The following is a 24679-nucleotide window of genomic DNA, read 5'->3' as shown; positions in this document are numbered from 1 at the left end:
CTGCTCGCGATAGCGGTATGTCTGCTTACATTGATATTGGATGTGCCGACGCTATCGCGAGCAGGCTCACTCCTACAGGTTTTGTGCTCAGTCATACCGCCACCTCTTCGGTGTCGGCATTGGTTTTGCCAAAGCGTCGGCCCAGACGGTCGAAATACAGGTAGATCACCGGTGTGGTGAACAGCGTCAGCACCTGACTTACCAGCAAGCCACCCACCATCACCAGACCCAAAGGCTGGCGCAACTCAGCCCCGGAACCGGTGGCGAGCATCAACGGTACAGCGCCGAACAACGCCGCCAGCGTGGTCATCAGGATCGGCCGGAAACGCAGCAGCGCCGCTTGATAGATCGCCTCCTGCGGTGCCATACCCTGATTGCGTTCAGCGTCGAGGGCGAAGTCGATCATCATGATCGCGTTCTTCTTGACGATGCCGATCAGCAGGATGATGCCGATGATCGCGATCATGCCCAGGTCGTTGCCACTGAGCAGCAATGCCAGCAACGCACCGACCGCCGCTGACGGCAGGGTCGAGAGAATGGTGATCGGGTGGATGTAGCTCTCGTAAAGCACGCCAAGCACGATGTACATGGTCACCACAGCCGCGAGAATCAGCAGCAAGGTGCTCGACAGCGAAGCCTGGAACGCTTCGGCCGCGCCCTGGAACTGGGTCTGCACGCCGACCGGCATGCCGATGTCTTTCTGCACTTGTTCGATGACGTCCACCGCATGCCCCAACGCCACGCCCGGTGCCAGGTTGAACGACATCATCACCGCCGGGAACTGGCCGATGTGGGTGATCGCCAGTTGCGCCTGGCGTTCCTCGACATGGGCCAGACTCGACAGGCGCACCTGCGCGCCGTCAGTGGTCTTGACGTGAATCTGATCCAGCGCCTGCGGGCCGATCCTTTCCCCGGCCTGCGCTTGCAGCACCACGCGGTACTGGCTGGCCTGAGTGTAAATGGTCGAGATCTGCCGCTGGCCGAAGGCGTCGTACAGCGCATCGGTGATGTTCGCCACCGACACACCCAGGCGCGACGCCGCATCGCGATCGATCACCAGATAAACCTGCAAGCCCTTGTCCTGCAAGTCACTGGCGACGTCGGTCAGCTCCGGACGTTGCGCCAGGGCTTCGACCAGTCGGCCGCTCCATTGGCTGAGCAGTTCGGAATCCGGCGAGGACATGCTGAACTGGTACTGCGTGCGGCTGACACGGTCTTCGATGGTCAGGTCCTGCACCGGTTGCATGTACAGACGAATGCCGACGAGTTTGTCCAGTTGCGGTTGCAGGCGCGCGATGATTTCGGTAGCGGTGAGATCACGCTCGCTGTGTGGCTTGAGATTGATCAACAACCGGCCGCTGTTGAGCGTGGCGTTATCGCCATCAACGCCAATGTAGGACGACAGGCTCTGCACCGCCGGGTCTTCAAGAATGACTTTGGCCAATGCCTGCTGACGCTCGCCCATCGCGGCGAAGGAAATCGACTGCGGCGCTTCGGAAATACCCTGAATCACCCCGGTGTCCTGCACCGGGAAGAAGCCCTTCGGCACGACCATATAGAGGAACACGGTCAATGCCAGAGTGCCGATGGCGACCAGCAATGTCAGCGGCTGATGCTTGAGCACCCAGCGCAGCATCCGGCCGTACTCGGCGATCATCCAGTCAATACACGCGCCGCTGGCCCGGTAGAACCGGCCCTGCTCGTGTTCCTCGGGTTCGCGCTTGAGCAGACGCGCGCACATCATTGGCGTCAGGGTCAGCGAGACCACGAGGGAAATCAGGATCGCCACCGCCAGGGTGATGGCGAATTCGCGGAACAGGCGCCCGACCACGTCGGCCATGAACAGCAGCGGAATCAATACCGCGATCAGCGACAGGGTCAGGGAAATCAGGGTGAAGCCGATCTGCTTCGCGCCCTTGAGCGCGGCCTGCATCGGGCTGTCGCCCTCTTCGATGTAACGCGAAATGTTCTCCAGCATCACGATGGCATCGTCGACCACGAAACCGGTGGCAATAGTCAGCGCCATCAGGGTCAGGTTATTCACCGAGAATCCGGCGAGGTACATCACGCCGAACGTACCGATCAGCGACAACGGCACGGCCACCGAAGGAATGATCGTCGCGCTGAAACGGCGCAGGAACAGGAACGTCACCATTACCACCAGCGCAACGGCGATCAGCAGTTCGTGCTGCACGTCCGTCACCGCAGCGCGAATGGTCTGGGTACGGTCGGTCAGAACAGTGACTTCGAGGCCGGCCGGCAAATTGTCGGTGATGCTTGGCAGCAAGGCCTTGATCCGGTCGACCACCTCGATCACGTTGGCGCCCGGTTGCCGCTGGATGTTCAGCAGCACTGCCTGATTCAGGTTGGCCCACGCGGCCAGACGCTCGTTCTCGGCGCCGTCGACAATTTCCGCAACATCCTTGAGCCGCAACGGCGCGCCGTTCTTGTAAGCGAGGATCAGGTTGGCGTAGTCCTTGGGCGACGTCAGCTGGTCATTGGCATCGAGCATCGACACCCGGGTCGGACCGTCGAAGTTACCTTTCGGCTGGTTGACGTTGGAGGCGCCGATCAAGGTGCGCACGTCCGACAGGTTCAGGCCATTGGCGGCCAACGCCTCCGGGTTGACCTTGATCCGTACAGCCTGACGCTGGCCGCCAGCGATGCTGACCATGCCGACGCCGCTGATCTGAGCGATTTTTTGCGCCATGCGCGTATCGACCAAGTCATTGAGTTTGGGCAGCAGCATGGTTTTCGAGGTGATGGCCAGGGTCAGCACCGGGGTGTCCGCCGGGTTGACTTTGTTGTATACCGGCGGCGCCGGCAAGTCGGTCGGCAGCAGGTTGGTCGCTGCGTTGATCGCGGCCTGCACCTGTTGTTCGGCGACGTCCATGTTGATGTCGAGGCTGAAACGCAGGGTCAACACCGAGGCGCCGCCGGAACTGGTCGAGGCCATTTGCGTCAGGCCCGGCATCTGCCCGAATTGACGTTCAAGCGGAGCGGTGACCGCGCTGGTCATCACGTCCGGGCTGGCGCCTGGATACAGGGTCATGACGCGGATGGTCGGGTAATCGACCTGCGGCAGCGCCGACACTGGCAGCAGGCGATAAGCGATCAGGCCGGCCAGTACAATGGCCAGCATGCTCAGGGTGGTGGCTACCGGACGAAGAATGAACAGCCGCGAAATGTTCATGCGCCCTTCTTGGCCTTGTCGGTCACGGCGGCGTCAGTCGGGGTGGCAGCGGACTTGCCTTGCAGGTGTTCGGTCGGTGTGGTCGGCACTTGATTGCTGTCGTTGACCACTTCCACTTCACTGCCTTCCTTGAGGCGGTCGGTGCCTTCCAGCACTACGCGGTCGCCAGCGGCCAGGCCTTCAGTGATCACGGTGTTTTCACCGTCACTGGCGCCGATCTTCAACTGACGAATCGTGACTTTCTTGTCGCCATCCAGTGCGTAGACGAAGGTGCCGTTGGTGCCGAACTGAATCGCGGCGGACGGTGCCAGCACGACGTTTTTCAGGGTGTCGGCCAGCAGATGCACGTTGACGAACTGATTGGGGAACAGCAACTGATCGCGGTTTTCGTAACGGGCCTTGAACTTCAGGGTGCCGGTGGCCACGTCGATCTGGTTGTCGAGGCTTTGCAACACGCCGGTGGCGTGCAGTTTGGTATCACCGCGATCCCACGCTTCAGCCGGCAACTTTGCGCCGCTGCGGTAGCGGGCGAGCACGGTTTCGAGGTTGTTTTCCGGGAGGGTGAAAGCGACGCTGATCGGCTGAGTCTGAGTGATCACCGCGAGGAACGTGGTGTCATTGGCCGCAACGAGGTTGCCGACGTCAACTTGACGCAGACCGACGCGACCGGCAATTGGTGCGCGGATCCTGGTGAATTCGAGATTGAGCTTGGCGTCGTTGACCGCCGCCTGGTTGGTCTTGACCGTGCCCAGGTACTGGCCGACCAGCGCTTCGGCGGTGTCCAGCGTCTGTTTGGCGATGCTGTCTTCCTTGAACAGGCCGCGATAACGCTCGACATCCACCTGTGCGTTTTTCAGTTGCGCCTGATTCTGCAGCAAGGTGCCTTCAGCCTGAAGCAAGGCGTTCTGGTACGGGCGCGGATCGATCTCTGCCAGCAAGTCGCCAGCCTTGACCATCTGGCCCTCTTCAAAATTGATCTTCACCAACTCGCCGCCCACCCGGCTGCGCACATTGATGGTGTTGAGCGCGGTGACGGTGCCCAGCGCCTTGTAATACAGCGGGAAGTCACCGGTGACCGCCGGCGCCACGCGCACAGGAATCGGCCCGGCGCCGCCACCGAAGCCCGGGCGCATCATCCCGGAACGCCCGGCATGTCCGGCTGCAGCCTTCTCGCCGCCCTCCTTGTCGGCTGAGCCGGCGGGCCAGAATTTCCAGCACAGCACAGCGATAACCAACAAGACAAGCAGGCTGATCAGCCAGCGACGGGAGTTGCGGGGGGACGATTGCATGGAGTGATTAACCATTGGGCGCGTGGGCTTCTTTTACGGGAGGCTGAACGATAAGCACTGATGGGGATTAAGCAAAGCAGCTTTACCGGCAATTTACCTTCAACTTACGTTTCAAGGTGTGAGGCAAAACACTGATACACAAATGAAAACGGCCTGGACAGGGCCAGGCCGTTAACAATTGTAAAGCGTTTGTTTCAGAACGCTTATTTCAGAACGGCCAACGCCGCTTCGTAATTAGGCTCTTCAGCGATTTCCTTGACCAGTTCGCTGTGCAGGACGTTGTCGTTTTCATCCAGTACAACCACGGCACGAGCGGTCAGGCCTTTCAGCGGGCCGTCAGCGATGGCCACACCGTAGTTCTCGATGAACTCGGTGCCGCGCAGGGTCGACAGGTTCTGGACGTTTTCCAGACCTTCGGCACCGCAGAAACGCGCTTGGGCGAACGGCAGGTCAGCCGAGATGCACAGCACCACGGTGTTGCTGATGTCGTTGGCCTGAGCGTTGAACTTGCGCACGGAGGTGGCGCAGGTCGGGGTGTCGACGCTTGGGAAGATGTTCAGCACTTTGCGCTTGCCGGCGAAGTCTTTCAGGGTGACGTCGGACAGATTGCCGGCAACCAGAGAAAAGGCTGGCGCCTTGGAACCGGCTTGTGGCAACTGGCCGTTGACTTGAACCGGGTTGCCTTTGAGGGTGACTTGAGCCATGACTTGAGTCCTTCTGAACGTTGTTTTAGAAAATCACGCAGGGGCCGAAGTTAACCACGAAATTGTTCGACAACCTATGCCCGCGCTGAAATTGTCATGTTCTGAAACGCAAACTGCATACAACTCACACCCCCTGTAGGAGCTGCGCAACGCTGCGATCTCGTGATCTTTAAACAGCAAAGTCAAAAGATCGCAGCCTTCGGCAGCTCCTACATTTGAAATGCGTTCTCCCTGTAGGAGCTGCGCAACGCTGCGATCTTTTGATCTGAAACAGCAAAGTCAAAAGATCGCAGCCTTCGGCAGCTCCTACATGGGCTCGGGTCAATACAGTTGTGAGTTTCGGGCTGGCATCTTTATAAATGCATCTGTCGATTCGCTCCAACCCCGTTCGACTATCAGTGAATCCCCCCACACTCCACGGAGTACTCACCATGCGATTCATGATCCTTGTCAAAGCCAGCGCCGACTCCGAGGCCGGCATCATGCCCAGCGAAGAGCTGCTGACCGCCATGGGCAATTTCAACGAAGAACTCACCAAGGCCGGCATCCTCGTCGCAGCCGACGGCCTGCACCCGAGCAGCAAAGGCGCCCGCGTGCGGTTCTCGGGAGATAAACGCACAGTGACCGACGGGCCCTTCATTGAAACCAAGGAACTGGTAGCCGGCTACTGGATCTGGGACGTGAAGTCGAAAGAGGAAGCCATCGAGTGGGTCAAACGCTGCCCCAACCCGATGCCGGGCTGCGACTCTGATATCGAGATTCGGCAGATATTCTCCGCCGAGGATTTCGGCGCAGAATTCACGCCTGAATTGCGGGAGCAGGAAGAACGCATTCGCGAGCAAGCGAAAAAGCCCTGAGCAGTCCTCCGTGAACGCGAACTACTGTAGGAGCTGCCGAAGGCTGCGATCTTTTGACTCTGGTTGTTTAAAAACAAGATCAAAAGATCGCAGCCTGCGGCAGCTCCTACAGGGTGCGCGATTACTTGGCTTCAGCTTTCAGCTTGAGATACGACTGATGCACATCCGAAGCCCAGCCATCGATCACGGCTTTGACGTCATTGGCCTGCATTACTTGCGAGTCGTTCTCCAGCGGTTTGCCAGTCCCTTTACGCACGACCTGAGCAACAACCTTGTTGTTGCCGCCATCAATGAACACCGCTTCAGTGGCCAGGGTAGTTTCCTGATCGCGGATCCCGGTGGCAGTGCTCACCGCCGCCGCCACCAGTGCAATCGGAATCACCTCATAAACTTTCAGGCCTTCTGTCTTGCTGCTGACTGCAGTGATCGCCGGACGCACCACAAACACCCCTGGACCAGGACCGGTGGCGAGTGGCAACGACTTGCCGAGTTCACGCTTGAGCGCTTGATCGTAGTAGCTGGTGATGCCGTTGAGCGTCTGTTGCGGGACTTTCGCTGTCGCTTGCGGTTTCGGATAGAGCTGGCTCGGTTCGACGTAAAAGCTGGTGAATTTCTTGATGTCGAGTTTCGGGTCCATCCAGCGCATCACCTCGGCACCGGACGGCGACTTGGCCTCTTTGAGTTGGCTGTAATCCTTGAGAAACCCCGAATATTCACCGGGAGCGACGGTTTTGCTTGAGCAGCCCACCACGCCGAGGGTAGCAATGCACAGCGTGCCCATCATTACTGCTAGCTTCATGCTGTAACTCCTGTCAGACGGCCGAAAACTTTTTATATAGGGGAAGTACAGGTATAGCTAAAGCCTCAGCAATTGCGCTTGGAAATCAGAAAATTCACGCAAGCCTGCGCGGCGGATCACAACCGTCATTTGACAGGCTCGCTACAGACAGCAAAGCTGCACCCAGCTTGAACGCACGCCAGACAGCAAAAGCACCTGGACTACGGAAGTCGTAATGCCCAAGCATAAAAATAAAGCACTGCAACCTGACCCTGATTCGTCGCAATCTTCCATTTCAAAACTCTTGTTCCCGATCACCATCGCTGTGCTGCTGGCAACCGTGGCGGGCATCGGCTGGTTTCTGTTCAGCCCGGCACACGCGCCGCTCAAAGCGCCGCCGATCAGTGCCCCCGCACCTGTTACAGCCAAGCCGCAACCTGTCGCGTTGAAACCGGCGACGATGGTCGACGAACAACAATGCCAAGGCTGCCACACCGAGCAAGTCAAGGATTGGCAAGGGTCGCATCACCAATTGGCGATGCAACCGGCGAACGCCGACACCATGCTCGGCGATTTCAACAACATCACTTTCAAGGCCGAAAAAGAGACCACGCGATTCTCGCGCAAGGGCGATGAATTCTGGGTCAACACCCCGGGCATCGACGGCAAGAATGCCGACTTCAAGGTGGCCTACACCTTCGGCATCGCGCCGCTGCAGCAATACCTGATCGAAGCCGGTGAGGGCCGATTGCAGGCGCTGGGTGTGGCGTGGGATACCGAGAAAAATCGCTGGTTCCACCTCTACCCCGGCCAAGGCGTGAACTTCAAGAATCCGCTGCACTGGAGCAAGCCGAGCCAGAACGCCAACTTCATGTGCGTCGAGTGCCACACCACCGGTTTCAAGCGTAATTTCGATGCGGCCAGCAACACCTTCAACAGTCAATGGAACAGCCTCGGCGTCGGTTGTCAGGCCTGCCATGGCCCGGCATCCAGTCACCTTGAATGGACGCAGAAGAAAGGCGACCTGATTCATCAAGGGTTTGCCGTCGACCTCAAGGACAAGAACGCCACTGTCGAGATCGAAACCTGCGCCCGCTGTCATTCGCGACGCGCGCCGCTGGGCGATGGCTTCACGGTCGGTAAACGCTTGATGGATGACTACCTGCCCAACCCCCTCACCCGCGAACTGTATGCGCTGGACGGCAAGATCAAGGATGAAGTGTTCGAACACGGCTCGTTCCTGCAAAGCAAGATGTTCGACAAGGGTGTGCGTTGTAGCAACTGCCACAACCCGCACAGCAATGAGCTGAAAGCACCGGGCAACGCGGTCTGCCTGCAATGCCACAACACCGCCGGCAAGACCTCGATCGAAGGCGTCGACGGCAAGGGGCTGCAAGCGAAGAACTACGATTCCATCGAGCACACCCGCCACACCATGGGCCAGCCTGGCTCGCAATGCGTGGACTGCCACATGCCCGGCAAGTTTTATATGGGCAATGATTTTCGGCATGACCACAGTTTCAGTATTCCCAACCCTGAGCGTGCGCAAAAACTCGGCACCCCTGATGCCTGCCTCGCCTGCCACCAGGGTAAGGCTGGCGACAAGATCACCGCGCAGTTCAAGTTGTGGAGCGCGTCGACCGCATCCCAGGCGCCGCGTTACGACGAAAGCCTGTGGCTGATCCGCAATGGCCAGCCCGGCGCCGCCAACGCACTGTATGAACAATTGCAGCGCAGCAACCTGCCGGCGATCCAGCGCGCGACGTTGCTGGAGGAACTGCCGCTGTATCCGAGTGAGCAGGCATTGAAGCTGGCAACGCAGGATCTGAAAAATCCGGCGCCGCAGGTTCGCGAAAGTGCCGTGCGGGCGATCAGCGCGTTCCTGCCGCCACCGGAACGTGCCCCGCTGCTGACACCGTTGTTGGGTGATCCGGTGAAAGCCGTGCGCATCGTTGCCGCGCGGGATCTGCTCAGCGTTGCGCGCAATGGTCTGGGCGCTGCGCAGGGGAATTGGGATGCGGCGATTGCCGAGTACGAAGCCGTACAGAAGAGTCTGCTGGAACGTGCCGAAGCCAATTTGAATCTGGCGATGCTGTATCAGGCCAGTGGCCGCAGTTCAGAAGTTGAAGCCCTGCTGCGCAGCGCGCTCAAACGCGATCCGGATTTCTTCCCGGCACTGGTGACGCTGGTGCAATGGCTGGAGGGCAATGGCCGCGGTCAGGAAGCGCAGACGTTGCTCGATGACAGCCTTAAGGCGCATCCGGACGCTGCTCTATTGCAACACACTCGCGGGCTATCGCTGATCCGCGCCGGCAAGACCGCCGAAGCCATGTCACCGCTGAAAAAAGCCGCACAACTGGAGCCGCAGAACGCGCAGTACGGTTACGTGCTGGCCGTGGCGCTGCACGAAAGTGGCAAGGTCGATGAGGCGTGTGAAGTATTGGAAGGGTTGATCAAGGTCCAGCCAACGAATCGCAACGCGCGGCTGTCGCTGATTCAGTACTACCTCGACAGCGGGCAGGAACCCAAGGCGCAGGTGCTGTTGCAAGGGTGGAAGAAGATGAACATGGGCGATCCGGCCCTGAAATAACCCCTTTGGGCCGCAATGGCTCCAATGTAGGAGCTGCCGCAGGCTGCGATCTTTTGACTTTAGAGATCAAGATCAAAAGATCGCAGCCTGCGGCAGCTCCTACAGGTTCAGCGCAGATTTACCAGGAAGAAGTTTCCCCACTCCTCAGCGCTATCTCCCGCCGGGTATTAGCCCGCATCGCCTTGTACAACGACACCGTGCCCACCAGCAAAATCGCCGCGCCAAACAGCAAGTCGATGTTGTACAACCGGAAGTCCTCCACCGGCCCGATCAGCAGCACCCGCACCAGCGCAACCCCCACCAGCGTGGCGAGGAAGTCGATCCCCGGTTCTTCGCGATAGAACACCAGCAACAGCGGCAGACACAGCACCAGCAGAAACAACAGCACCACGGCTTTGAACGAGCCCTTGCGCTCAACGCTGAACGCGCATTCGTGCGGGCCGTAGGCCTTGTAATCCTCGTCGCGGATCATCGAGTTTTGCTCGGCGATGTAGTCGACGCGGTTGTACTTCTGGATCGGCGTGAAGGTGTTGGACATCTCCATCAGCGTGGTGATGTTCTTGAAGCGCAGGTCGACGCGCTCGCTGCCCTTGAGGTAATACAGCACCGGTTTGTAGCCGTAACGGTAGGTGTCGAACGGAAAAGCGGTGACCTGCCCCTGCACGCCAATCGGACGCGGTTCAAGTTCGGCAAACGCGCTTTTGTTAGTCGCTGAGAGGTTGCGGCTCAGGGGCTGCAACTTGACCTGCTCGAGGAAGATCGGCGTCACGCCGTAGGACCACTGCAACGGTTCCAGACGCAGGCGCAGTTCGTTGCGGCCCAGGTCGTAGCGGTTGAACGTGCGTTCGGAGACCACCAGTGAACCGCTGAGCATGAACTCGCCACGCAGGTTGTTGGTGACGCGCAAGGTCAGTTGATCCTTGCCCAGCAGCGCCGCTTCAGTGGACGGCGGCGTGCCACACCACGCGGTGCTTTCGCCGACACCGCCGAGTTGGCCGTTGCGGTTTTCATTGAATACATAAAAGTAACTGGCCCACAGCGTCAGCATCAAAAGCAACGCGGTGAGGCCCAGGATTTTCTTGCCCGGACTCACTGATCAGACTCCCTTCTTCGATTCCATCGTCCAGCCGAAAACCCGCTGGCGACGGCGACTCTACCAAAAGGCCAGCATCGACCCAAGGAAAAATCCCGAATTGGTCAGGGTTCTAGGGGTTTCCCCGGTATGGTCAAGATCAAAAAATCGCAGCCTGCGGCAGCTCCTACAGGAGCTGCATTCCCATGTAGGAGCTGCCGAAGGCTGCGATCTTTTGATTCATCAGCGTCTACGAAACAGTGGCCGCGGCTCGATGACTGATCGGCCATACAGCACGCTCATTCCCGCCAACCCCTTCAGCGCATCCTCAGCCGATTTGTCCTCGCGCACAGCAAAACTGTCGAACCCGCACTGGCGCATATGGCTGAGCTGATCGCGCAACACATCGCCAATCGCGCGCAATTCCCCTGCCCAGCCAAAACGGCTGCGCAGCAAATAGGCTTGGCTGTAGGCGCGGCCGTCACGGAAACTCGGGAAATCCAGCGCAATCAGTGGCAATGACGCCAGCCAGGGCACGAGGCTTTCGGCGTCGTCATCCGGGCCGAGCCACACGGCGTGGGTCGAGGGCCGTTCCAGCCAATGGGTCAAAGGCAGAATCAGCAATCCCGAAGCACTGGCCAACGCAGGCTCGCGAACCAGCGTCCACGGATCGTCCGTGACTATTTGCGCGACCCCCTCCTGCAACCGCAGCAGATTGTTCATGCCGACACCTCCAGCGCTTTCGGATACACCCGTTCCTTGAACGGCTCCAGTCCGATCCGCGCCAAAGTGTCGACAAACAATTCTTCACTCTCGCGATAACGCACAAAGGTGCCGATGATCCGCTCGATCACCTGCGGCACCTCTGCTGCGCTGAACGACGGACCGATGACCTTGCCCAGCGCGCTGTTTTTGCCCTGCGCGCCGCCGAGGGTGATCTGGTACCACTCGCTGCCGTTCTTGTCGACGCCGAGGATGCCGATATTGCCGATGTGGTGATGGCCGCAGGCATTCATGCAGCCGGAGATGTTCAGGCTGATATCACCCAGATCGTGCAGGTAGTCGAGATTGTCGAAGCGCGCCTGAATCGCCTGGGTGATCGGGATCGATTTGGCGTTGGCCAGTGCGCAGAAATCACCGCCCGGGCAGGCAATGATGTCGGTCAACAAGCCGATGTTGGCCGTCCCCAGATTCAGCTCGCACGCCAGTTGCCACAGCGCATACAGATCGGCTTTCGGCACATCGGGCAGGACGATGTTCTGCTCATGGGCAATGCGAATCTCGCCGAAACCGAAGCGCTCGGCCCAGTCGGCGACGGCCAGCATCTGCAACTCCGTCACGTCCCCCGGCGGCGCGGCCTGACCGGGTTTGGTCGACAGCACCACGCTGGTGTAACCCGCCACTTTGTGCGGCTGCACGTTGCGCGCGACCCAGCGGGCAAACGCCGGGCTATCGGCCAGCCGCGTGCCGTAGTCCAGATCGGTGTCGGGCAGCGTGTGATAAGTCGGCGGCACGAAGGCACTGGCGACCCGCTGATATTCGGCCTCGGTCAACTGCGCCGGGCCGTCCTTGAGGTGATGCCACTCCTCTTCGACTTCTTTGGCGAAGGCCTCGATGCCCAATGCCTTGACCAGAATCTTGATCCGCGCCTTGTACTTGTTGTCGCGCCGGCCATGGCGGTTGTACACGCGCAGCACCGCCTCGACGTAAGACAGCAAGTGCTGCCACGGCAAGCCGTCACGGATCTGTAACCCGAGGATCGGCGTGCGCCCCAGACCGCCACCAACGATCACTCGCAAGAGCATTTGCCCATCGCGGCCGGGGTAAAGATACAGGCCGATGTCGTGCATCATGATTGCCGCGCGATCCTGCTTCGCCGAGCAGATGGCGATCTTGAACTTGCGCGGCAGGAAGAGAAATTCCGGGTTGATCGTCGACCATTGCCGGAGAATTTCCGCCAGTGGTCGCGGGTCGATCAACTCATCTGCCGCGACCCCGGCGAAGGCTTCGGTGGTGATGTTGCGCACGCAGTTGCCGGAGGTCTGGATCGCATGCATGTTGACCTGCGCCAGCCGTTCGAGAATATCCGGCACTTCGGCCAACTCGATCCAGTTGAACTGCATGTTTTGCCGCGTGGTGAAGTGTCCGTAACCACGATCATAGTCAGCCGCGATGCTCGCCAGTGTGCGCATTTGCGCGGCGCTGAGCGTGCCGTAGGGAATCGCCACACGCAGCATATAAGCGTGCTTTTGCAGGTACAGACCGTTTTGCAGACGCAGCGGCAGAAACTCCTCCTCACTCAATTCCCCGGCCATGAAGCGCTCGACCTGATCGCGAAACTGCGCAACGCGCTCGAACACCAGCGCCCGGTCGTAATCATCGTATTGATACATGCCACTGCCACCTCATCAGGACGCACACAATTCCTACAGATTTTCCCAGACTATGGCCGAACGGCGCAGCGCGTTACAGATTCACCTGAACGCATAAAAACCGTATCAGGGCGCGGCAGATGGCCGCAGGCAGCACTTCAATCTGATCCGCATAAATGAAAGATTCCTGAGCCTGTTTTGTTTCCGGTGGGGTTTCTACAGTGCAACCCATGCCAGACCGGGTGGCCTGGCAAGACTTTGCAACCGTGGATGAACTGACCATGAGCACAGCAACAATCGGACAGGCTTATAACTACAAGGTCGTCCGCCAATTCGTCATCGCGACTGTTTTCTGGGGTGTCGTGGGCATGGCGATGGGGGTATGGATCGCCTCGCAACTGGTTTGGCCCGAGATGAATCTGGACCTGCCGTGGACCACCTTCGGCCGCTTGCGACCGTTGCACACCAGCCTGGTGATTTTCGGCTTCGCCGGCAGCGCGCAATTCGCCGCCAGTTACTACGCCGTGCAGCGTACCTGTCAGGTGCGGCTGTATTCGGACAAGCTCGCCGCATTCACGTTCTGGGGTTGGCAATCGGTGATCGTGATCATGCTGATCACCCTGCCGCTGGGCTACACCACCACCAAGGAATACGCCGAGATCGAATTCTCCGGCGCGGTGTGGATGGCGGTGGTCTGGGTGGCTTACGCCGTGGTGTTCTTCACTACCGTCGTGCAGCGCAAGACCAAGCACATCTATGTGGGCAACTGGTTCTTCGGCGCGTTCATTCTGGTGATCGCCATGCTGCACGTGGTCAATCACCTGTCGATTCCGGTGGACTGGTTCAAATCCTATCCGGTGTATTCCGGCGCAACCGATGCCATGGTGCAGTGGTGGTACGGGCACAACGCGGTGGGTTTCTTCCTGACCACGGGTTTCCTGGGGATGATGTATTACTTCGTGCCGAAGCAGGTCAATCGGCCGGTGTATTCGTACCGGTTGTCGATCGTGCATTTCTGGGCGCTGATCACCCTGTACATCTGGGCCGGCCCCCACCACTTGCACTACACCGCGCTACCGGACTGGGCGCAGTCGCTGGGCATGGCGATGTCGCTGATCCTGCTGGCGCCGAGCTGGGGCGGGATGATCAACGGGATGATGACCTTGTCCGGTGCGTGGCATAAGTTGCGTACCGACCCGATCCTGCGCTTTCTGGTGCTGTCGCTGGCGTTCTACGGGATGTCGACGTTTGAAGGGCCGATGATGGCGATCAAAACCGTCAACGCCCTCTCCCATTACACCGACTGGACCATCGGCCACGTACACGCCGGCGCACTCGGCTGGGTGGCGATGATCACCTTTGGCGCGACGTATCACATGGTGCCGAAAGTGTTTGGTCGCGAGCAGATGTACAGCACGCCGCTGATCAACCTGCACTTCTGGCTGGCGACCATCGGCACGGTGCTTTATATCGCTTCGATGTGGGTGAACGGCATCACCCAGGGCCTGATGTGGCGGGCGATCAATGAAGACGGCACGCTGACCTATTCGTTTGTCGAGGCGCTGCAGGCCAGCCATCCGGGGTTTATCGTGCGCTTTGCTGGCGGGGTGTTCTTCCTGACCGGGATGTTGCTGATGGCTTACAACGTCTGGCGCACCGTGCGGGTCGCGGACGTGGCACTGGCCCACCGTGAAGCACAGATCGCCTGAGGCAGGGAGCCGGTCATGTTTGAATTTTTCTTGAATGGGTTGGGCGTGGTGTTTCTGTGGCTGGCGGTGGAGTACTGCTTGCGCCGTGAGACCGCGGACAGTCTGGATGAGGCGAGCATGGTGCCGTTTGCCGATGACCCGGAGGTGGCGCGCAGGGTTGAGCTGGCGACGGGCAAGGCGGTGAAAGCGGTGGCGCCGGAGGTGGCGAAGCCGGGTTGGATCAATCTGGATATGTAACCTCCTGTAGGAGCTGCCGCAGGCTGCGATCTTTTGATCTTGCGTTTAAAAAACAGATCAAAAGATCGCAGCCTGCGGCAGCTCCTACAGGAGGAATGCGTGTTTTCTTGCGGGCTCAGGTGCGGTCTCGAGGAATAAGACTCTGCAACTGCAACGCCAGAAAATCCGCATCAAATGCAAACGTGTCGGGGTCTTTCAAGCCGTTGGTCTTGCGCCACTGCCACTCCCCGCCCGGCAGGCCCACCAGCGAAATACTGCCGTAGCGCGCCGCTGTCAAACCCATTACCGCCAATGAAATCTGTCCCGAGCTGCCCATCACATCGGGTACAAACTCCACCGGTTTGCCGGCAATCACAATGGTCAGTTTCTCGGTCTTGAAGGTTGAAGTATCGACCGGTGTGCTGGGGCCGAACGCGACATACGCCTCACGGCTGACCTCCAGCAAATTCGGTGCCTGCACCGGTTCAAGCCATTGCTGGATCTGCCCGAACAGTTCGGTAATCCGCGTCGTCCATGCCTGCGACTGCGTTTCGAACAGTTGCTTCTTGTGCGCCTCACTCTCGGCATAGTGACGAAGCATTTCGCCCAGTTGTTGTACGTCGTTCATGGGTACATTCCTCTGAGGAGCCTGCGATACCTGATAGTGACAGATCGAAGCACTGGCGTACGTTTAACCTCGAAAGCGACCACCGTGACACTTTGCAGCTGGATGATCGGTACAGTTAATTTGCGCTGGCGCACGTCGGTGAACAAATAGACACTCGGCTCCGGCCCGGCCTTTCGTCTGGGCACCTGCCTGGGGACATCGAATGCGCACTATCGGCCTGATCGGCGGCATGAGCTGGGAATCCAGCGCCGAATACTATCGCCTCATCAATCAGCAAGTCCGCGATCAGCTCGGCCCGCTGCGGTCGGCGCAGATGCTGATGTACAGCGTCGACTTCGGCCCGGTCGAACAGGCCCAGCATGCCGGGCGCTGGGACGATGCGGCAGCGATTCTGGTGGACGCCGCACGCAGGCTCGAAGCCGGCGGCGCTGAATGTGTGGTGCTGTGTACCAACACCATGCACAAGGTGGCCGACCAGATTCAGGCGGCAATCAGCATTCCGTTTTTGCATATTGCCGAACCAGCGGCGCAAGCGGCTTTGAAGATTGATGCGCGAACGGTCGGGCTGTTGGGCACGGCGTTCACCATGGAGCAGGATTTTCTCAAGCAGCGCTTGATCGCCCAAGGCTTGACGGTATTGGTGCCGGACGACGCTCAGCGCAAAGAAGTGCACCGGATCATCTACGACGAACTCTGCGTTGGCGTGATCAGCGAGGCGTCGCGCAAGATCTACCAGCAGGTAATTGAATCCCTGACCGCTCGCGGCGCTCAGGCGATCATTCTGGGCTGCACGGAAATCGGCATGTTGATCAAACCCGAACACAGCGCCCTGCCCCTGCTCGACACCACCGAGCTGCATGCGCAGTCGGCGGTGGCGTTCGCGCTGGGCGACTGAGTCAGGTTTTCGGACGATTGCGCAGGCGGGCCATGCTCAAGGTATCGACCCATTGCCCGTCGCGTACCGCGTAATCACGAAACAGGCCTTCGGTCTCGAAACCGAACTTGCGGTAGAGACCGATAGCCGCCTCGTTGTCGGCGTACACCGACAGCTCGACGCGGTGCAGATTCATCCAGTTGTCGGCCACATCCAGCGCTGCCGCCAACAATTTCGAACCGACTCCCTTGCCCTGCCAAGCCGTCGCGACACCCATGCCGAAGCTGCCAGCGTGGCTGCGGCGAATCCGCGAAAAATGCTCTAGGCCCAAGTGACCGATCACTACGCCCTGATGCAGCGCCACCAGTTTCACCGCCCGCTCGTTATCGGCTTGTATCCGCTGGCGCCAAACCTCGGCGGACTGAAACGGCATCTGCAACACCTGCCGGGCGACGGCGGCATCGTTGTACAGAGCGGTGACGCCCTCGACGTGGGATTCGTTGAAGCGCTCGAGGTGAATGGTGGGGTCGTGGTCAGGCATGGCGGATCCTTCCTGGATCGATGTGTGGCTGGCCACTCTAAACCGCCCGGCTCATCCCGTACAAACTGTAGGAGCTGCCGAAGGCTCGGGCCGCGATCGGGCGATCTTTTGATTTTGTTTTTCAGAAGCAAGATCAAAAGATCGCAGCCTTCGGCAGCTCCTACACGGAGATACGGGGTTTGGTTCAGGGCTGGAACCATTCCTGGCGCTCGCTGAAGGTGTGGTGGATGAGTTCGATCAGGGTTTGCACTTCGCTGACATTTTGCGAGTCGGCATTCACCGCCAGCCAGGCATGGCCTTCACGGGTGAGGCTCAGCGCACTGCCCTGAAAACTGAACAAGGTGTGCTGGAGTTGCTGCTCAAGCTGCGCCAATTGTTTGCGCAGCAAGGTCGAGCGCACGTTGAGGCTGCGCGCGGCCTGCATGAAGCAACCGCAGCGGGCGCTGACCAGAAAGTACTGCGCGACGTCGGTATCGATGCTCGCGGCTTGCGCAAGCCACGGTTCGCTGTGGTCCTGCGCCCAGCGGAATTCGGCGCTGCCCTGTCGTCCTGCGGGTTCGGTGAATGACATCGATGACTCCCTGTCGATCTTTGTTGTTTGATGGCTTCCAGCACTTTGAAAATATTCTGAACCCGATGGAGAACCCTGTGGGAGCTGGCTTGCCAGCGATGGCGGAGTGTCAGTCACCGATGATGTTGAATGTGCCGACCTCATCGCCTGGCAAGCCAGCTCCCACAGGGTTTTGTAGTGTCTGGACTAAAAGTGAACTCAGGTATACACCGGCCAGGTGTCGACGATCTTGCCGCCACGCACCGCCAGCAAATCACCGAATTGCAGGAGGACGGCTTCGGTCTGGGTCGGGCGCAGGAAGACTTGATCCTCAATCTTCAGGCCCACCGCGTTCGAGCCGTTGACCATTTCCTGATTCGAACTGCGGCCGTAAACAGTGTTGCTTTGCAGCCCCCGCGGCGATTCGAACTCGGCCATCCAGTTGCCGCCGTAGATGAAAAAGGTCTGGCGCTGATTCTGGTCCCACCACGAGAACAGTTTCGACTTGTCGTCCAGCGCCGGAATGTTCACCGCGCCAGTGCTTTTCAATACGGGCGTGGCGATGTAGGTGGCCGGTACGTGCTCGACCAGTGACGGCAAGTCGTAGTGCGTCGGCTTGAGCATTGCCGTACCGACCGAGACTTCCGTGCTCAGCTTTTCCTTTTCATGGATGCGATAACTCGGGCTGCCAGCGGTGTTCAGGCACAAACCGTCATGCCACAACTCCGGAAATTGCTGGCGAGTGAAATCAACGCAGCGCTGATAAATCACCATGACCCTGGCAAACAATTCCTCGGGCGAACCCAGAATCCCCGGCACCCCCATGCCCACGAACGGGTCGTAACCCATGAACCCGGCGAACTCCAGATGCTGCGGGTTGGCACTGATCAGCGCGAGCATCTGTCCCAGCACGTTCACGTCACTGACTCCGCCGCGATGCAGGCCCACATCCAGCTCGATGTTGATGCGCATCCGCGTGCCCAAACCCTGCGCCAGCGCCAGGTACTGCTGCAAACGCTCAGGGCTGTCGAGCAGCCATTGCAACTGAATGGCAGGATCAAACGGGCCTTTATGGGTTTGATAGAACAGCTCGGCCGAGCGCACCGGCAACGGCTTGCCGAGCAAGATATCCGACTGCGGAAACGTCACGGCATCGTGATTGAGAAACGGCTGATGAAACGACATCAGTTTTTGCGTTCCGGTACGTTGCGCGATATAGCTGAGCAACCCCGGCGATGGCAGCGATTTCTCCACCAATCGCAACTGCTTGCCGCCACGTTTGACCGACTGCATGACCACGTCGATGTTGTGATCGAGACGATCCAGATCGATCAGTAGCACCGGGCGCATCGGGCCTTTTTCTTTAAGTTCGCGATTCAGCGCGAGGAAATAGTCGCTGTAAGGCCCGCCGCGATCGCCCGGTTTTAGCCATGCGCCGACACCCACCAATAAAGCCCCGACACCTAACGTGCCAAGCACAAAGTTACGTCGATTGACCGCCATCAGCTCACCCCCAGAATCGACGACAAATGCGCATTGAGAAACCGCCCGCTCGGATCAAGCGCCTCGCGCACCTCGGCAAACTCACGCCAGCGCGGGTACAACGGTTGCAGGTTTTTCGCGTTGAGCGTGTGCAACTTGCCCCAGTGCGGGCGGCCGTTGTACTTCCAGAAGATCGGTTCGACGGCGGCGAACAGATTGTGATGGTCCATCTGGTAATGCTGGTGCACCGAGATCGAACAGCTGTCGCGGCCCTCGAACATGCTCAGTGGGATGTCGTCGGCTTTGACGTAGCGATACTCGATCGGAAACCAGGTGCGCAAGTCCTTGTCCTGAATCAGCTTGAGGATTTCGCGCAGGCAGGCCGGGCCGTGTTCGGCAGGCACCGAGTATTCCATCTCGTTGAAGCGCACGGTGCGCACGTTGGCGTAGATGTCGAACGAGTCGCCGACCCGGTCATCGAAACTCGCCAGATGCCGCAGGTTGTTGAGCATGGTGCGGCGCAGATCGGGGAAGTCGCTGGCGTACTTGTCGATCTTTTCTATCAGGGTGACGAACTCGTTGCCGCCCTCCTCTTCAGGGCTGATCGGCGGCGTGGCCGGGTCGTCCGTTTCATTGAGGGCGATGGACAAGGCGTAGTCGGAATGGGTGACCACGAGCATTTCCCAGTGCTGGTTTTCGCGGGTGTTGGTGTCGAGGTCTTCCAGCAGCTCTTCGGTTTTGGCGATCCACTGGCGTTCGCGCAGACGATAGGCCGGGCGGTTTTGCAGGCGAATTTTTGTCGCCACGCCCAGCGCACCGAGAGACACGCGGGCGGCATTGAACACTTCCGGATGGCGCTGACTGTCACAGTCCAGCACCTCGCCGCTGGCCGTCACCAACTGCATGCCGCAGACGTGGGCCGAGTAGGACTGAAAGTTTTTACCGGTGCCGTGAGTCGAGGTGGCAATCGCGCCGGCGAGGGTCTGATAGTCGATATCGGCCATGTTATGCAGCGCTTGGCCGACGTCCTTCAGCGGCATGCCCATGCGCGACATCGGTGTGCCGGCGGCGAATTCGGCTTGCAGGGTTTTCGGGTCGTGATCGAGTAGCCCAGAGAAGTAGCTTAACGACAACAATGTGCCGTCGGTGGGCACCAAGGCGCTGAACGAATGCGCTGAACCGACCGGGCGAATTTTGCCCTGAGCCTGACGAATCACTGTCGTCAGCTCATCGAGATTTTTTGGCGCCAGACGCGCCGCCGGCAGGCAACTTTGCGCGCCCGACCAGTTACGCCAAGGGATCAGCCGTGGCGCGCGCATCAACTGGCCCAATGCCGGGTTGCTCGCCAACGCACTGAACGCGCCAACAATGCTCGCCCGTTGCAACAACTGACGCCGTGTCAGATCCATCGTCATGCGCGCACCCTTATTGTGGAAGAGGCTGGTCGGCCATGAAGCCGATCAATTGCAGGAACTGCTCTTGCGAGCACTCGACGCACTGGCCCATCGGCGGCATGCCGTTGTAGCCGTTGATGGCGTGATCGAGCAGCGTGTCGGCGCCCTGCTGGATCCGCGGTTCCCAGGCTTTGCGGTCGCCGGTGAGCGGCGCATTGGCGGCCGGGTTGGCGTGACAGAGTTGACAACTGTTAGCGTAGATCTGCGCCAGTGCCGGGTCAGACGGGATAGCGCTGCTGGCGACGCTGGAGGTGGCCGGGGGTTTGGCATCGTCGCCGCATCCGTGCAGCATCGTGGCTAACACCAGCAGTAAAGTGAATCGGATTACCCGCATAACGATCCTCTTGTGTGGCATCACTTATTGTTGTGATCACACCTTAAGACAGCGATGCCAGAGGGTTGAGGGCATTGCGGGACAGCGAGGGGGACTTCCGGGGCCAGTTGGGCACACCTCAGGATTGGGCACACCATAAAACCCTGTGGGAGCTGGCTTGCCAGCGATAGCGGTGTGTCAGTCAATGAAGATAATGAAAGTACCGGCCACATCGCTGGCAAGCCAGCTCCCACATAGTTCGCGGTGTTGCTAGCCCCTCTGTTCTGCGCCTTTGCGTGACATTCGAGTGACATTTACGGGTTTAAATTTCGCCGCATTCAGGCGTATAACCTGTACAGACTTTTTGATCTGCACGCGGACATCAACACGGGGTAGCGACATGACCACAGCAAACATCCTTGGCAATCTGTTCCCTTCTGTCAGCGACATCCCGGAAAAATACCGCCTCGACGGTCAGGTCGAGCAGCGCGAATACCTGGTCGACGGCCAATTGCGCCGCTGGGACGGCCCGCTCGCCACGGTTCGCAGCCCGGTCTATTTGCACGGCGAAAATGGCGATGAGCAAGTGATTCTCGGCAGCACACCCCTGCTCGACGCCGACACTGCCCTCACCGCGCTGGACGCCGCCGTCCGCGCCTACGACCGTGGTCAGGGCTTGTGGCCGACCATGCGCGTGGCCGAACGCATTCAGCACGTTGAAGCGTTCCTCGGGCGCATGCGCCAGCAGCGTGACGCCGTGGTCAAGCTGCTGATGTGGGAAATCGGCAAGAACCTCAAGGACTCGGAAAAAGAGTTCGACCGCACCTGCGACTACATCGTCGACACCATCAATGCGCTGAAAGAACTCGACCGCCGCTCCAGCCGTTTCGAACTGGAGCAGGACACGCTCGGGCAAATTCGCCGCGTGCCGCTCGGCGTGGCGCTGTGCATGGGCCCCTACAACTATCCGCTGAACGAGACCTTCACCACGCTGATTCCGGCGCTGATCATGGGCAACACCGTGGTGTTCAAACCGGCCAAGCTCGGCGTGCTGCTGATTCGCCCATTGCTCGAAGCGTTCCGCGACAGCTTCCCGACCGGCGTGATCAACGTCATCTACGGCAGCGGCCGGGAAACGGTCAGCGCACTGATGGCCAGCGGCAAGATCGATATCTTCGCCTTCATCGGCACCAACAAGGCCGCCAGTGACCTGAAAAAACTGCACCCGAAACCGCACCGCTTGCGTGCTGCATTGGGGCTGGATGCGAAGAACCCCGGCATCGTCCTGCCGGAAGTCGATCTGGACAACGCCGTCAGCGAGGCGGTCACCGGATCACTGTCGTTCAACGGCCAGCGCTGCACCGCGCTGAAAATTCTCTTCGTCCATGAGGATGTGGTCGACAGCTTCATCGAAAAATTCAACACCAAACTGGCCACGCTGAAACCGGGCATGCCCTGGGACAGCGGAGTGTCACTGACGCCGCTGCCTGAGTCGGGCAAGGTCGATTATCTGCATGGATTGGTCGCGGATGCGCGCAGCAAGGGCGCCGAAGTGGTCAACCCGAATGGCGGTGAGTCGCGCGAGTCGTTTTTCTACCCGGCGGTGCTGTACCCGGTGAACCCGCAGATGCGCGTCTATCAGGAAGAGCAGTTTGGCCCGGTAGTGCCGATCGTGCCGTACCGCCATCTCGATACGGTGATCGACTACGTGCTGGAATCGGACTTCGGCCAGCAGTTGAGCATCTTCGGTACCAACCCGGTGGCCGTCGGACGGCTGGTCGACACGTTCGCCAATCAGGTCGGCCGGATCAACCTCAACGCCCAGTGCCAACGCGGCCCGGACACTTATCCGTTCAACGGCCGCAAGAACTCCGCCGAAGGCACGTTGTCGGTACACGATGCGCTGCGGGTGTTTTCAATCCGCACGCTGGTGGCCACCAAGTTCCAGGACAGCAACAAGGATCTGATCAGCGAGATCATTCGCGGACGCGATTCGAGCTTCCTGACCACCGACTACATCTTCTGACGAGGGCCTTGCACTGAGTACGTTCAGCACCCACCGACTGCCACCGCTGTTGCGCCGAATCCTGCGTCCGCTGCTGGACCCGTACCGGCGCTACCGCCACGCCCGACTGATCCACGCGGTGCGGGTGGCTTTGGGGTTGCTGGCAACCATCCTGCTGACCACCGGCATCAACCTGCCCCACGGCGAGTGGGCGTCGGTGACCATGCTGGTGGTCATCGGCGGTTTGCAGCACCACGGCAACATCGGCAAAAAAGCCGCCGAACGCGCCACCGGCACCTTGATCGGTGCCGGCGTCGGTTTGTTGCTCGTGGCGCAGGAGGCGTGGCTCGGCATGCCGTGGCTGACCTACTTTGCCATGGCCGTGGTGTGCGGCTTCTTCTCGTATCACGCCATCGGCAAGGGTGGCTACACCGCCCTGCTCTCGGCGATCACCGTATTTATTGTCGCCGGGCATGGCGACAACCCGATCACGGATGGGCTGTGGCGCGGGGTCGACATCCTGATCGGCATTGCCCTGGCGCTGGCGTTCTCCTTCGCTTTGCCGCTGTACGCGGTGTACTCGTGGCGCTACAACCTGGCCGATGCCTTGCGCGATTGCGCCACGGTTTACGGACGCATCATCAGCGGCCAACCGGTCAGCGCCGACGAACATCTGAAACTGATGGGCCGCCTGGGTGCGGTGATGGTGCAACTGCGTTCGCTGATGCCGTCGGTGTCCAAGGAAGTGAAGATTTCCATGACCGAACTCGATGCCATCCAGCGCAACCTGCGCATGTGCATCAGCACACTGGAGATTCTCGGTAATACACGTCCCGATGCCAACGACCCCGAAGCCATGGCCCATCTGCAATCAGCGTTGAAGGCCGAGCATCGGCAGATTCGCGTGCAATTGATTGGCATGGCCCGCGCCCTGAAATCCGGCGCGGCGCAGCGCCTGGATCGGCCAGCGGAGTTGCCGGACGCTAGCCTTGATGCACCGGTTTATAGTGCGTTGGATGGCTATCGATTGCTGACCCGGCAACTCGCCGCGAACATTGGCGAGATGCGCCAGCGCCTGGCGAAAACCGCGCCGCACTGGAACATTTGAATTTTACTGCGCAACCAGTCGCCGAGCCTTGAAACCCCAGCCCTGCTGCATCCCCGCGGCGGCCAGCAGAATCGCCGCCACGCCCACCCATTGCAGGACTTCCAGGCGATGACCGAAGGCTAACCAGTCGACGAAAATCGCTGCAATCGGGTAGATGAACGACAGTGCGCCCGTCAACGCTGTCGGCAACTTCTGAATCGCGCCATATAGCAGCACGTACATCAGGCCAGTGTGAACGATGCCCAGCGTCACCAGGCTGGCCCATGCACTCGGCGCTTGCGGCAGCGCCGAAAAGTGCGCGAACGGCGCGAGCAACAGCACACCCGTGCAGACCTGGATCAGCGCGATCAAGTGTGGTGGCGTGCCCGTCAGGCGCTTGATGATCAACGCGGCAATCGCATAGAGAAACGCCGCGCCCAGTGCCAGGGCAATGCCCAGCAGATACTCACCACCGCCCTCGCCTTGCTGGCCATGGGCACTGACAATCGCCAGCATGCCTATAAAGGAAATCGCCAGCCAAAACAGCTTTTGCAGGGTAATTTTCTCGCCGAGGAACAGCGCCGCCAATCCGACCAGCATGAACGGCTGCACGTTATAGACAGCTGTGCCAATCGCGATCGAGGCCCGGGAATACGAGGCAAACAGCAGCACCCAGTTGCCGACAATCGCCACACCGCTGAGTACCGCCAGCAAGAATGTAGTGCGCGTCAGTAAGCCGGCGCGCAAAAAACCGAAAACCGCGCAGATCAGCAACAAAGTGCCGGCCCCAAACACACAGCGCCAGAACACTACATCCAGCACCGGTTGCCCGGAAACCAGTACGAACCAGCCGATCGTCCCGGATATCAGCATGGCCGCGGTCATTTCAAATGAGCCGCGACGGATCGGGTTGTCCATCTTCAATCTCCTCAGCGTTTGGCGAATACGTGGCAAAAGTATGCCAA

General features: G+C 59.6%; 20 protein-coding genes and 1 pseudogene. 7 read left to right on the top strand and 14 right to left on the bottom strand.

Going from position 1 to position 24679, the window contains the following annotated elements:
• Positions 1-91: 91 nt before the first annotated feature.
• From ACA061_RS12715 to tpx, 3 genes are all read right to left on the bottom strand, one after another.
• Entirely contained in the window at positions 92-3193 is a 3102-nt protein-coding gene (locus ACA061_RS12715) for an MdtB/MuxB family multidrug efflux RND transporter permease subunit (protein ID WP_150615761.1), read from the bottom strand.
• Entirely contained in the window at positions 3190-4497 is a 1308-nt protein-coding gene (locus ACA061_RS12710) for an MdtA/MuxA family multidrug efflux RND transporter periplasmic adaptor subunit (RefSeq protein ID WP_497301773.1), read from the bottom strand. Before ACA061_RS12710 ends, ACA061_RS12715 begins: the two co-directional genes overlap by 4 nt.
• Positions 4498-4685: 188 nt before the next feature.
• Positions 4686-5186, bottom strand: coding sequence for a thiol peroxidase (tpx, locus tag ACA061_RS12705; protein WP_150603175.1), 501 nt, complete (start codon positions 5184-5186; stop codon positions 4686-4688).
• A 431-nt stretch (positions 5187-5617) separates the two neighbouring features.
• Between tpx and ACA061_RS12700 the strand changes: the two genes are divergently transcribed.
• The gene (locus tag ACA061_RS12700) at positions 5618-6043 is read left to right on the top strand and encodes a YciI family protein (RefSeq protein ID WP_210554668.1); all 426 of its coding nucleotides are present in this window, start codon (positions 5618-5620) and stop codon (positions 6041-6043) included.
• 121 nt (positions 6044-6164) lie between these two features.
• Here ACA061_RS12700 and ACA061_RS12695 read toward each other — a convergent pair whose 3' ends face one another.
• On the bottom strand, positions 6165-6842 hold the full coding sequence (locus tag ACA061_RS12695) for a DUF3313 domain-containing protein (protein WP_497301771.1): 678 nt from the start codon (positions 6840-6842) through the stop codon (positions 6165-6167).
• Between the two features lie 214 nt (positions 6843-7056).
• Here ACA061_RS12695 and ACA061_RS12690 point away from each other — a divergent pair, with 214 nt between their 5' ends.
• Complete coding sequence (locus tag ACA061_RS12690) at positions 7057-9411, top strand: tetratricopeptide repeat protein (protein ID WP_497301770.1); 2355 nt, start codon at positions 7057-7059, stop codon at positions 9409-9411.
• A gap of 118 nt (positions 9412-9529) precedes the next feature.
• On the opposite strand, the gene ACA061_RS12685 is transcribed toward ACA061_RS12690, so the two are convergent.
• From ACA061_RS12685 to nirA, 3 genes are all read right to left on the bottom strand, one after another.
• Positions 9530-10504: a hypothetical protein gene (locus tag ACA061_RS12685; protein WP_497301769.1), complete on the bottom strand. Its 975-nt coding sequence runs from the start codon at positions 10502-10504 to the stop codon at positions 9530-9532.
• 222 nt (positions 10505-10726) lie between these two features.
• A complete protein-coding gene (locus tag ACA061_RS12680) occupies positions 10727-11206 on the bottom strand; it encodes a DUF934 domain-containing protein (RefSeq protein ID WP_150615769.1) in 480 nt (159 codons plus the stop codon).
• Positions 11203-12876: a nitrite reductase NirA gene (gene nirA / locus ACA061_RS12675; protein WP_497301767.1), complete on the bottom strand. Its 1674-nt coding sequence runs from the start codon at positions 12874-12876 to the stop codon at positions 11203-11205. Before nirA ends, ACA061_RS12680 begins: the two co-directional genes overlap by 4 nt.
• A 260-nt stretch (positions 12877-13136) precedes the next feature.
• Here nirA and ccoN point away from each other — a divergent pair, with 260 nt between their 5' ends.
• Together ccoN and ACA061_RS12665 are read left to right on the top strand one after the other, a co-directional pair.
• Complete coding sequence (ccoN, locus tag ACA061_RS12670) at positions 13137-14564, top strand: cytochrome-c oxidase, cbb3-type subunit I (RefSeq protein ID WP_150615771.1); 1428 nt, start codon at positions 13137-13139, stop codon at positions 14562-14564.
• A 15-nt stretch (positions 14565-14579) separates the two neighbouring features.
• Positions 14580-14801 (top strand): cbb3-type cytochrome c oxidase subunit 3, encoded by a 222-nt coding sequence (locus ACA061_RS12665; protein WP_210700142.1) that lies wholly within the window; start codon positions 14580-14582, stop codon positions 14799-14801.
• Between the two features lie 115 nt (positions 14802-14916).
• Here the strand turns inward: ACA061_RS12665 and ACA061_RS12660 are convergent, their stop codons facing one another.
• Complete coding sequence (locus ACA061_RS12660) at positions 14917-15408, bottom strand: hypothetical protein (protein WP_150615773.1); 492 nt, start codon at positions 15406-15408, stop codon at positions 14917-14919.
• Positions 15409-15610: 202 nt separating this feature from the next.
• On the opposite strand from ACA061_RS12660, the gene ACA061_RS12655 reads away from it, so the two are divergent.
• Positions 15611-16303, top strand: coding sequence for an aspartate/glutamate racemase family protein (locus tag ACA061_RS12655; protein WP_210700143.1), 693 nt, complete (start codon positions 15611-15613; stop codon positions 16301-16303).
• A gap of 1 nt (position 16304) precedes the next feature.
• Here ACA061_RS12655 and ACA061_RS12650 read toward each other — a convergent pair whose 3' ends face one another.
• The 5 genes and pseudogenes from ACA061_RS12650 to ACA061_RS12630 form a co-directional block, all read right to left on the bottom strand.
• Positions 16305-16823, bottom strand: coding sequence for a GNAT family N-acetyltransferase (locus tag ACA061_RS12650; RefSeq protein ID WP_210700144.1), 519 nt, complete (start codon positions 16821-16823; stop codon positions 16305-16307).
• 295 nt (positions 16824-17118) lie between these two features.
• A pseudogene (locus tag ACA061_RS12645) lies at positions 17119-17394 on the bottom strand (LysR family transcriptional regulator); the annotation flags it as partial.
• A gap of 198 nt (positions 17395-17592) precedes the next feature.
• The gene (locus ACA061_RS12640) at positions 17593-18876 is read right to left on the bottom strand and encodes a DSD1 family PLP-dependent enzyme (protein WP_497301766.1); all 1284 of its coding nucleotides are present in this window, start codon (positions 18874-18876) and stop codon (positions 17593-17595) included.
• On the bottom strand, positions 18876-20204 hold the full coding sequence (locus tag ACA061_RS12635) for a D-arabinono-1,4-lactone oxidase (RefSeq protein WP_210700181.1): 1329 nt from the start codon (positions 20202-20204) through the stop codon (positions 18876-18878). Before ACA061_RS12635 ends, ACA061_RS12640 begins: the two co-directional genes overlap by 1 nt.
• 76 nt (positions 20205-20280) lie before the next feature.
• Positions 20281-20643, bottom strand: coding sequence for a c-type cytochrome (locus tag ACA061_RS12630; RefSeq protein WP_150615778.1), 363 nt, complete (start codon positions 20641-20643; stop codon positions 20281-20283).
• Between the two features lie 379 nt (positions 20644-21022).
• Here ACA061_RS12630 and ACA061_RS12625 point away from each other — a divergent pair, with 379 nt between their 5' ends.
• Entirely contained in the window at positions 21023-22648 is a 1626-nt protein-coding gene (locus ACA061_RS12625) for an NADP-dependent glyceraldehyde-3-phosphate dehydrogenase (RefSeq protein ID WP_210700146.1), read from the top strand.
• A 46-nt stretch (positions 22649-22694) separates the two neighbouring features.
• Positions 22695-23735 (top strand): FUSC family protein, encoded by a 1041-nt coding sequence (locus ACA061_RS12620; RefSeq protein ID WP_191626443.1) that lies wholly within the window; start codon positions 22695-22697, stop codon positions 23733-23735.
• 3 nt (positions 23736-23738) lie between these two features.
• On the opposite strand, the gene ACA061_RS12615 is transcribed toward ACA061_RS12620, so the two are convergent.
• Positions 23739-24632 carry a DMT family transporter gene (locus tag ACA061_RS12615; protein WP_497301765.1) on the bottom strand — a complete coding sequence of 298 codons (894 nt, stop codon included), beginning with the start codon at positions 24630-24632 and terminating at the stop codon, positions 23739-23741.
• Positions 24633-24679 lie beyond the last annotated feature (47 nt).

It is taken from the genome of Pseudomonas sp. LBUM1668, from assembly GCF_059695715.1.
The sequence above is the reverse complement of the archived record's forward strand: the minus strand, read 5'-3'. Positions and strand labels throughout refer to the sequence as shown.

Excerpts from the sequence above, each read along its gene's own strand:
- ACA061_RS12640 (WP_497301766.1), bottom strand. The coding sequence starts at position 18,876 with ATGGCGGTCAATCGACGTAACTTTGTGCTTGGCACGTTAGGTGTCGGG.
- ACA061_RS12625 (WP_210700146.1), top strand. The coding sequence starts at position 21,023 with ATGACCACAGCAAACATCCTTGGCAATCTGTTCCCTTCTGTCAGCGAC.
- ACA061_RS12615 (WP_497301765.1), bottom strand. The coding sequence starts at position 24,632 with ATGGACAACCCGATCCGTCGCGGCTCATTTGAAATGACCGCGGCCATG.
- ACA061_RS12630 (WP_150615778.1), bottom strand. The coding sequence starts at position 20,643 with ATGCGGGTAATCCGATTCACTTTACTGCTGGTGTTAGCCACGATGCTG.
- ACA061_RS12710 (WP_497301773.1), bottom strand. The coding sequence starts at position 4,497 with ATGGTTAATCACTCCATGCAATCGTCCCCCCGCAACTCCCGTCGCTGG.
- ACA061_RS12690 (WP_497301770.1), top strand. The coding sequence starts at position 7,057 with ATGCCCAAGCATAAAAATAAAGCACTGCAACCTGACCCTGATTCGTCG.
- ACA061_RS12695 (WP_497301771.1), bottom strand. The coding sequence starts at position 6,842 with ATGAAGCTAGCAGTAATGATGGGCACGCTGTGCATTGCTACCCTCGGC.
- ACA061_RS12655 (WP_210700143.1), top strand. The coding sequence starts at position 15,611 with ATGCGCACTATCGGCCTGATCGGCGGCATGAGCTGGGAATCCAGCGCC.
- nirA (WP_497301767.1), bottom strand. The coding sequence starts at position 12,876 with ATGTATCAATACGATGATTACGACCGGGCGCTGGTGTTCGAGCGCGTT.
- ACA061_RS12660 (WP_150615773.1), bottom strand. The coding sequence starts at position 15,408 with ATGAACGACGTACAACAACTGGGCGAAATGCTTCGTCACTATGCCGAG.
- tpx (WP_150603175.1), bottom strand. The coding sequence starts at position 5,186 with ATGGCTCAAGTCACCCTCAAAGGCAACCCGGTTCAAGTCAACGGCCAG.
- ACA061_RS12715 (WP_150615761.1), bottom strand. The coding sequence starts at position 3,193 with ATGAACATTTCGCGGCTGTTCATTCTTCGTCCGGTAGCCACCACCCTG.
- ACA061_RS12680 (WP_150615769.1), bottom strand. The coding sequence starts at position 11,206 with ATGAACAATCTGCTGCGGTTGCAGGAGGGGGTCGCGCAAATAGTCACG.
- ACA061_RS12650 (WP_210700144.1), bottom strand. The coding sequence starts at position 16,823 with ATGCCTGACCACGACCCCACCATTCACCTCGAGCGCTTCAACGAATCC.
- ccoN (WP_150615771.1), top strand. The coding sequence starts at position 13,137 with ATGAGCACAGCAACAATCGGACAGGCTTATAACTACAAGGTCGTCCGC.
- ACA061_RS12700 (WP_210554668.1), top strand. The coding sequence starts at position 5,618 with ATGCGATTCATGATCCTTGTCAAAGCCAGCGCCGACTCCGAGGCCGGC.
- ACA061_RS12665 (WP_210700142.1), top strand. The coding sequence starts at position 14,580 with ATGTTTGAATTTTTCTTGAATGGGTTGGGCGTGGTGTTTCTGTGGCTG.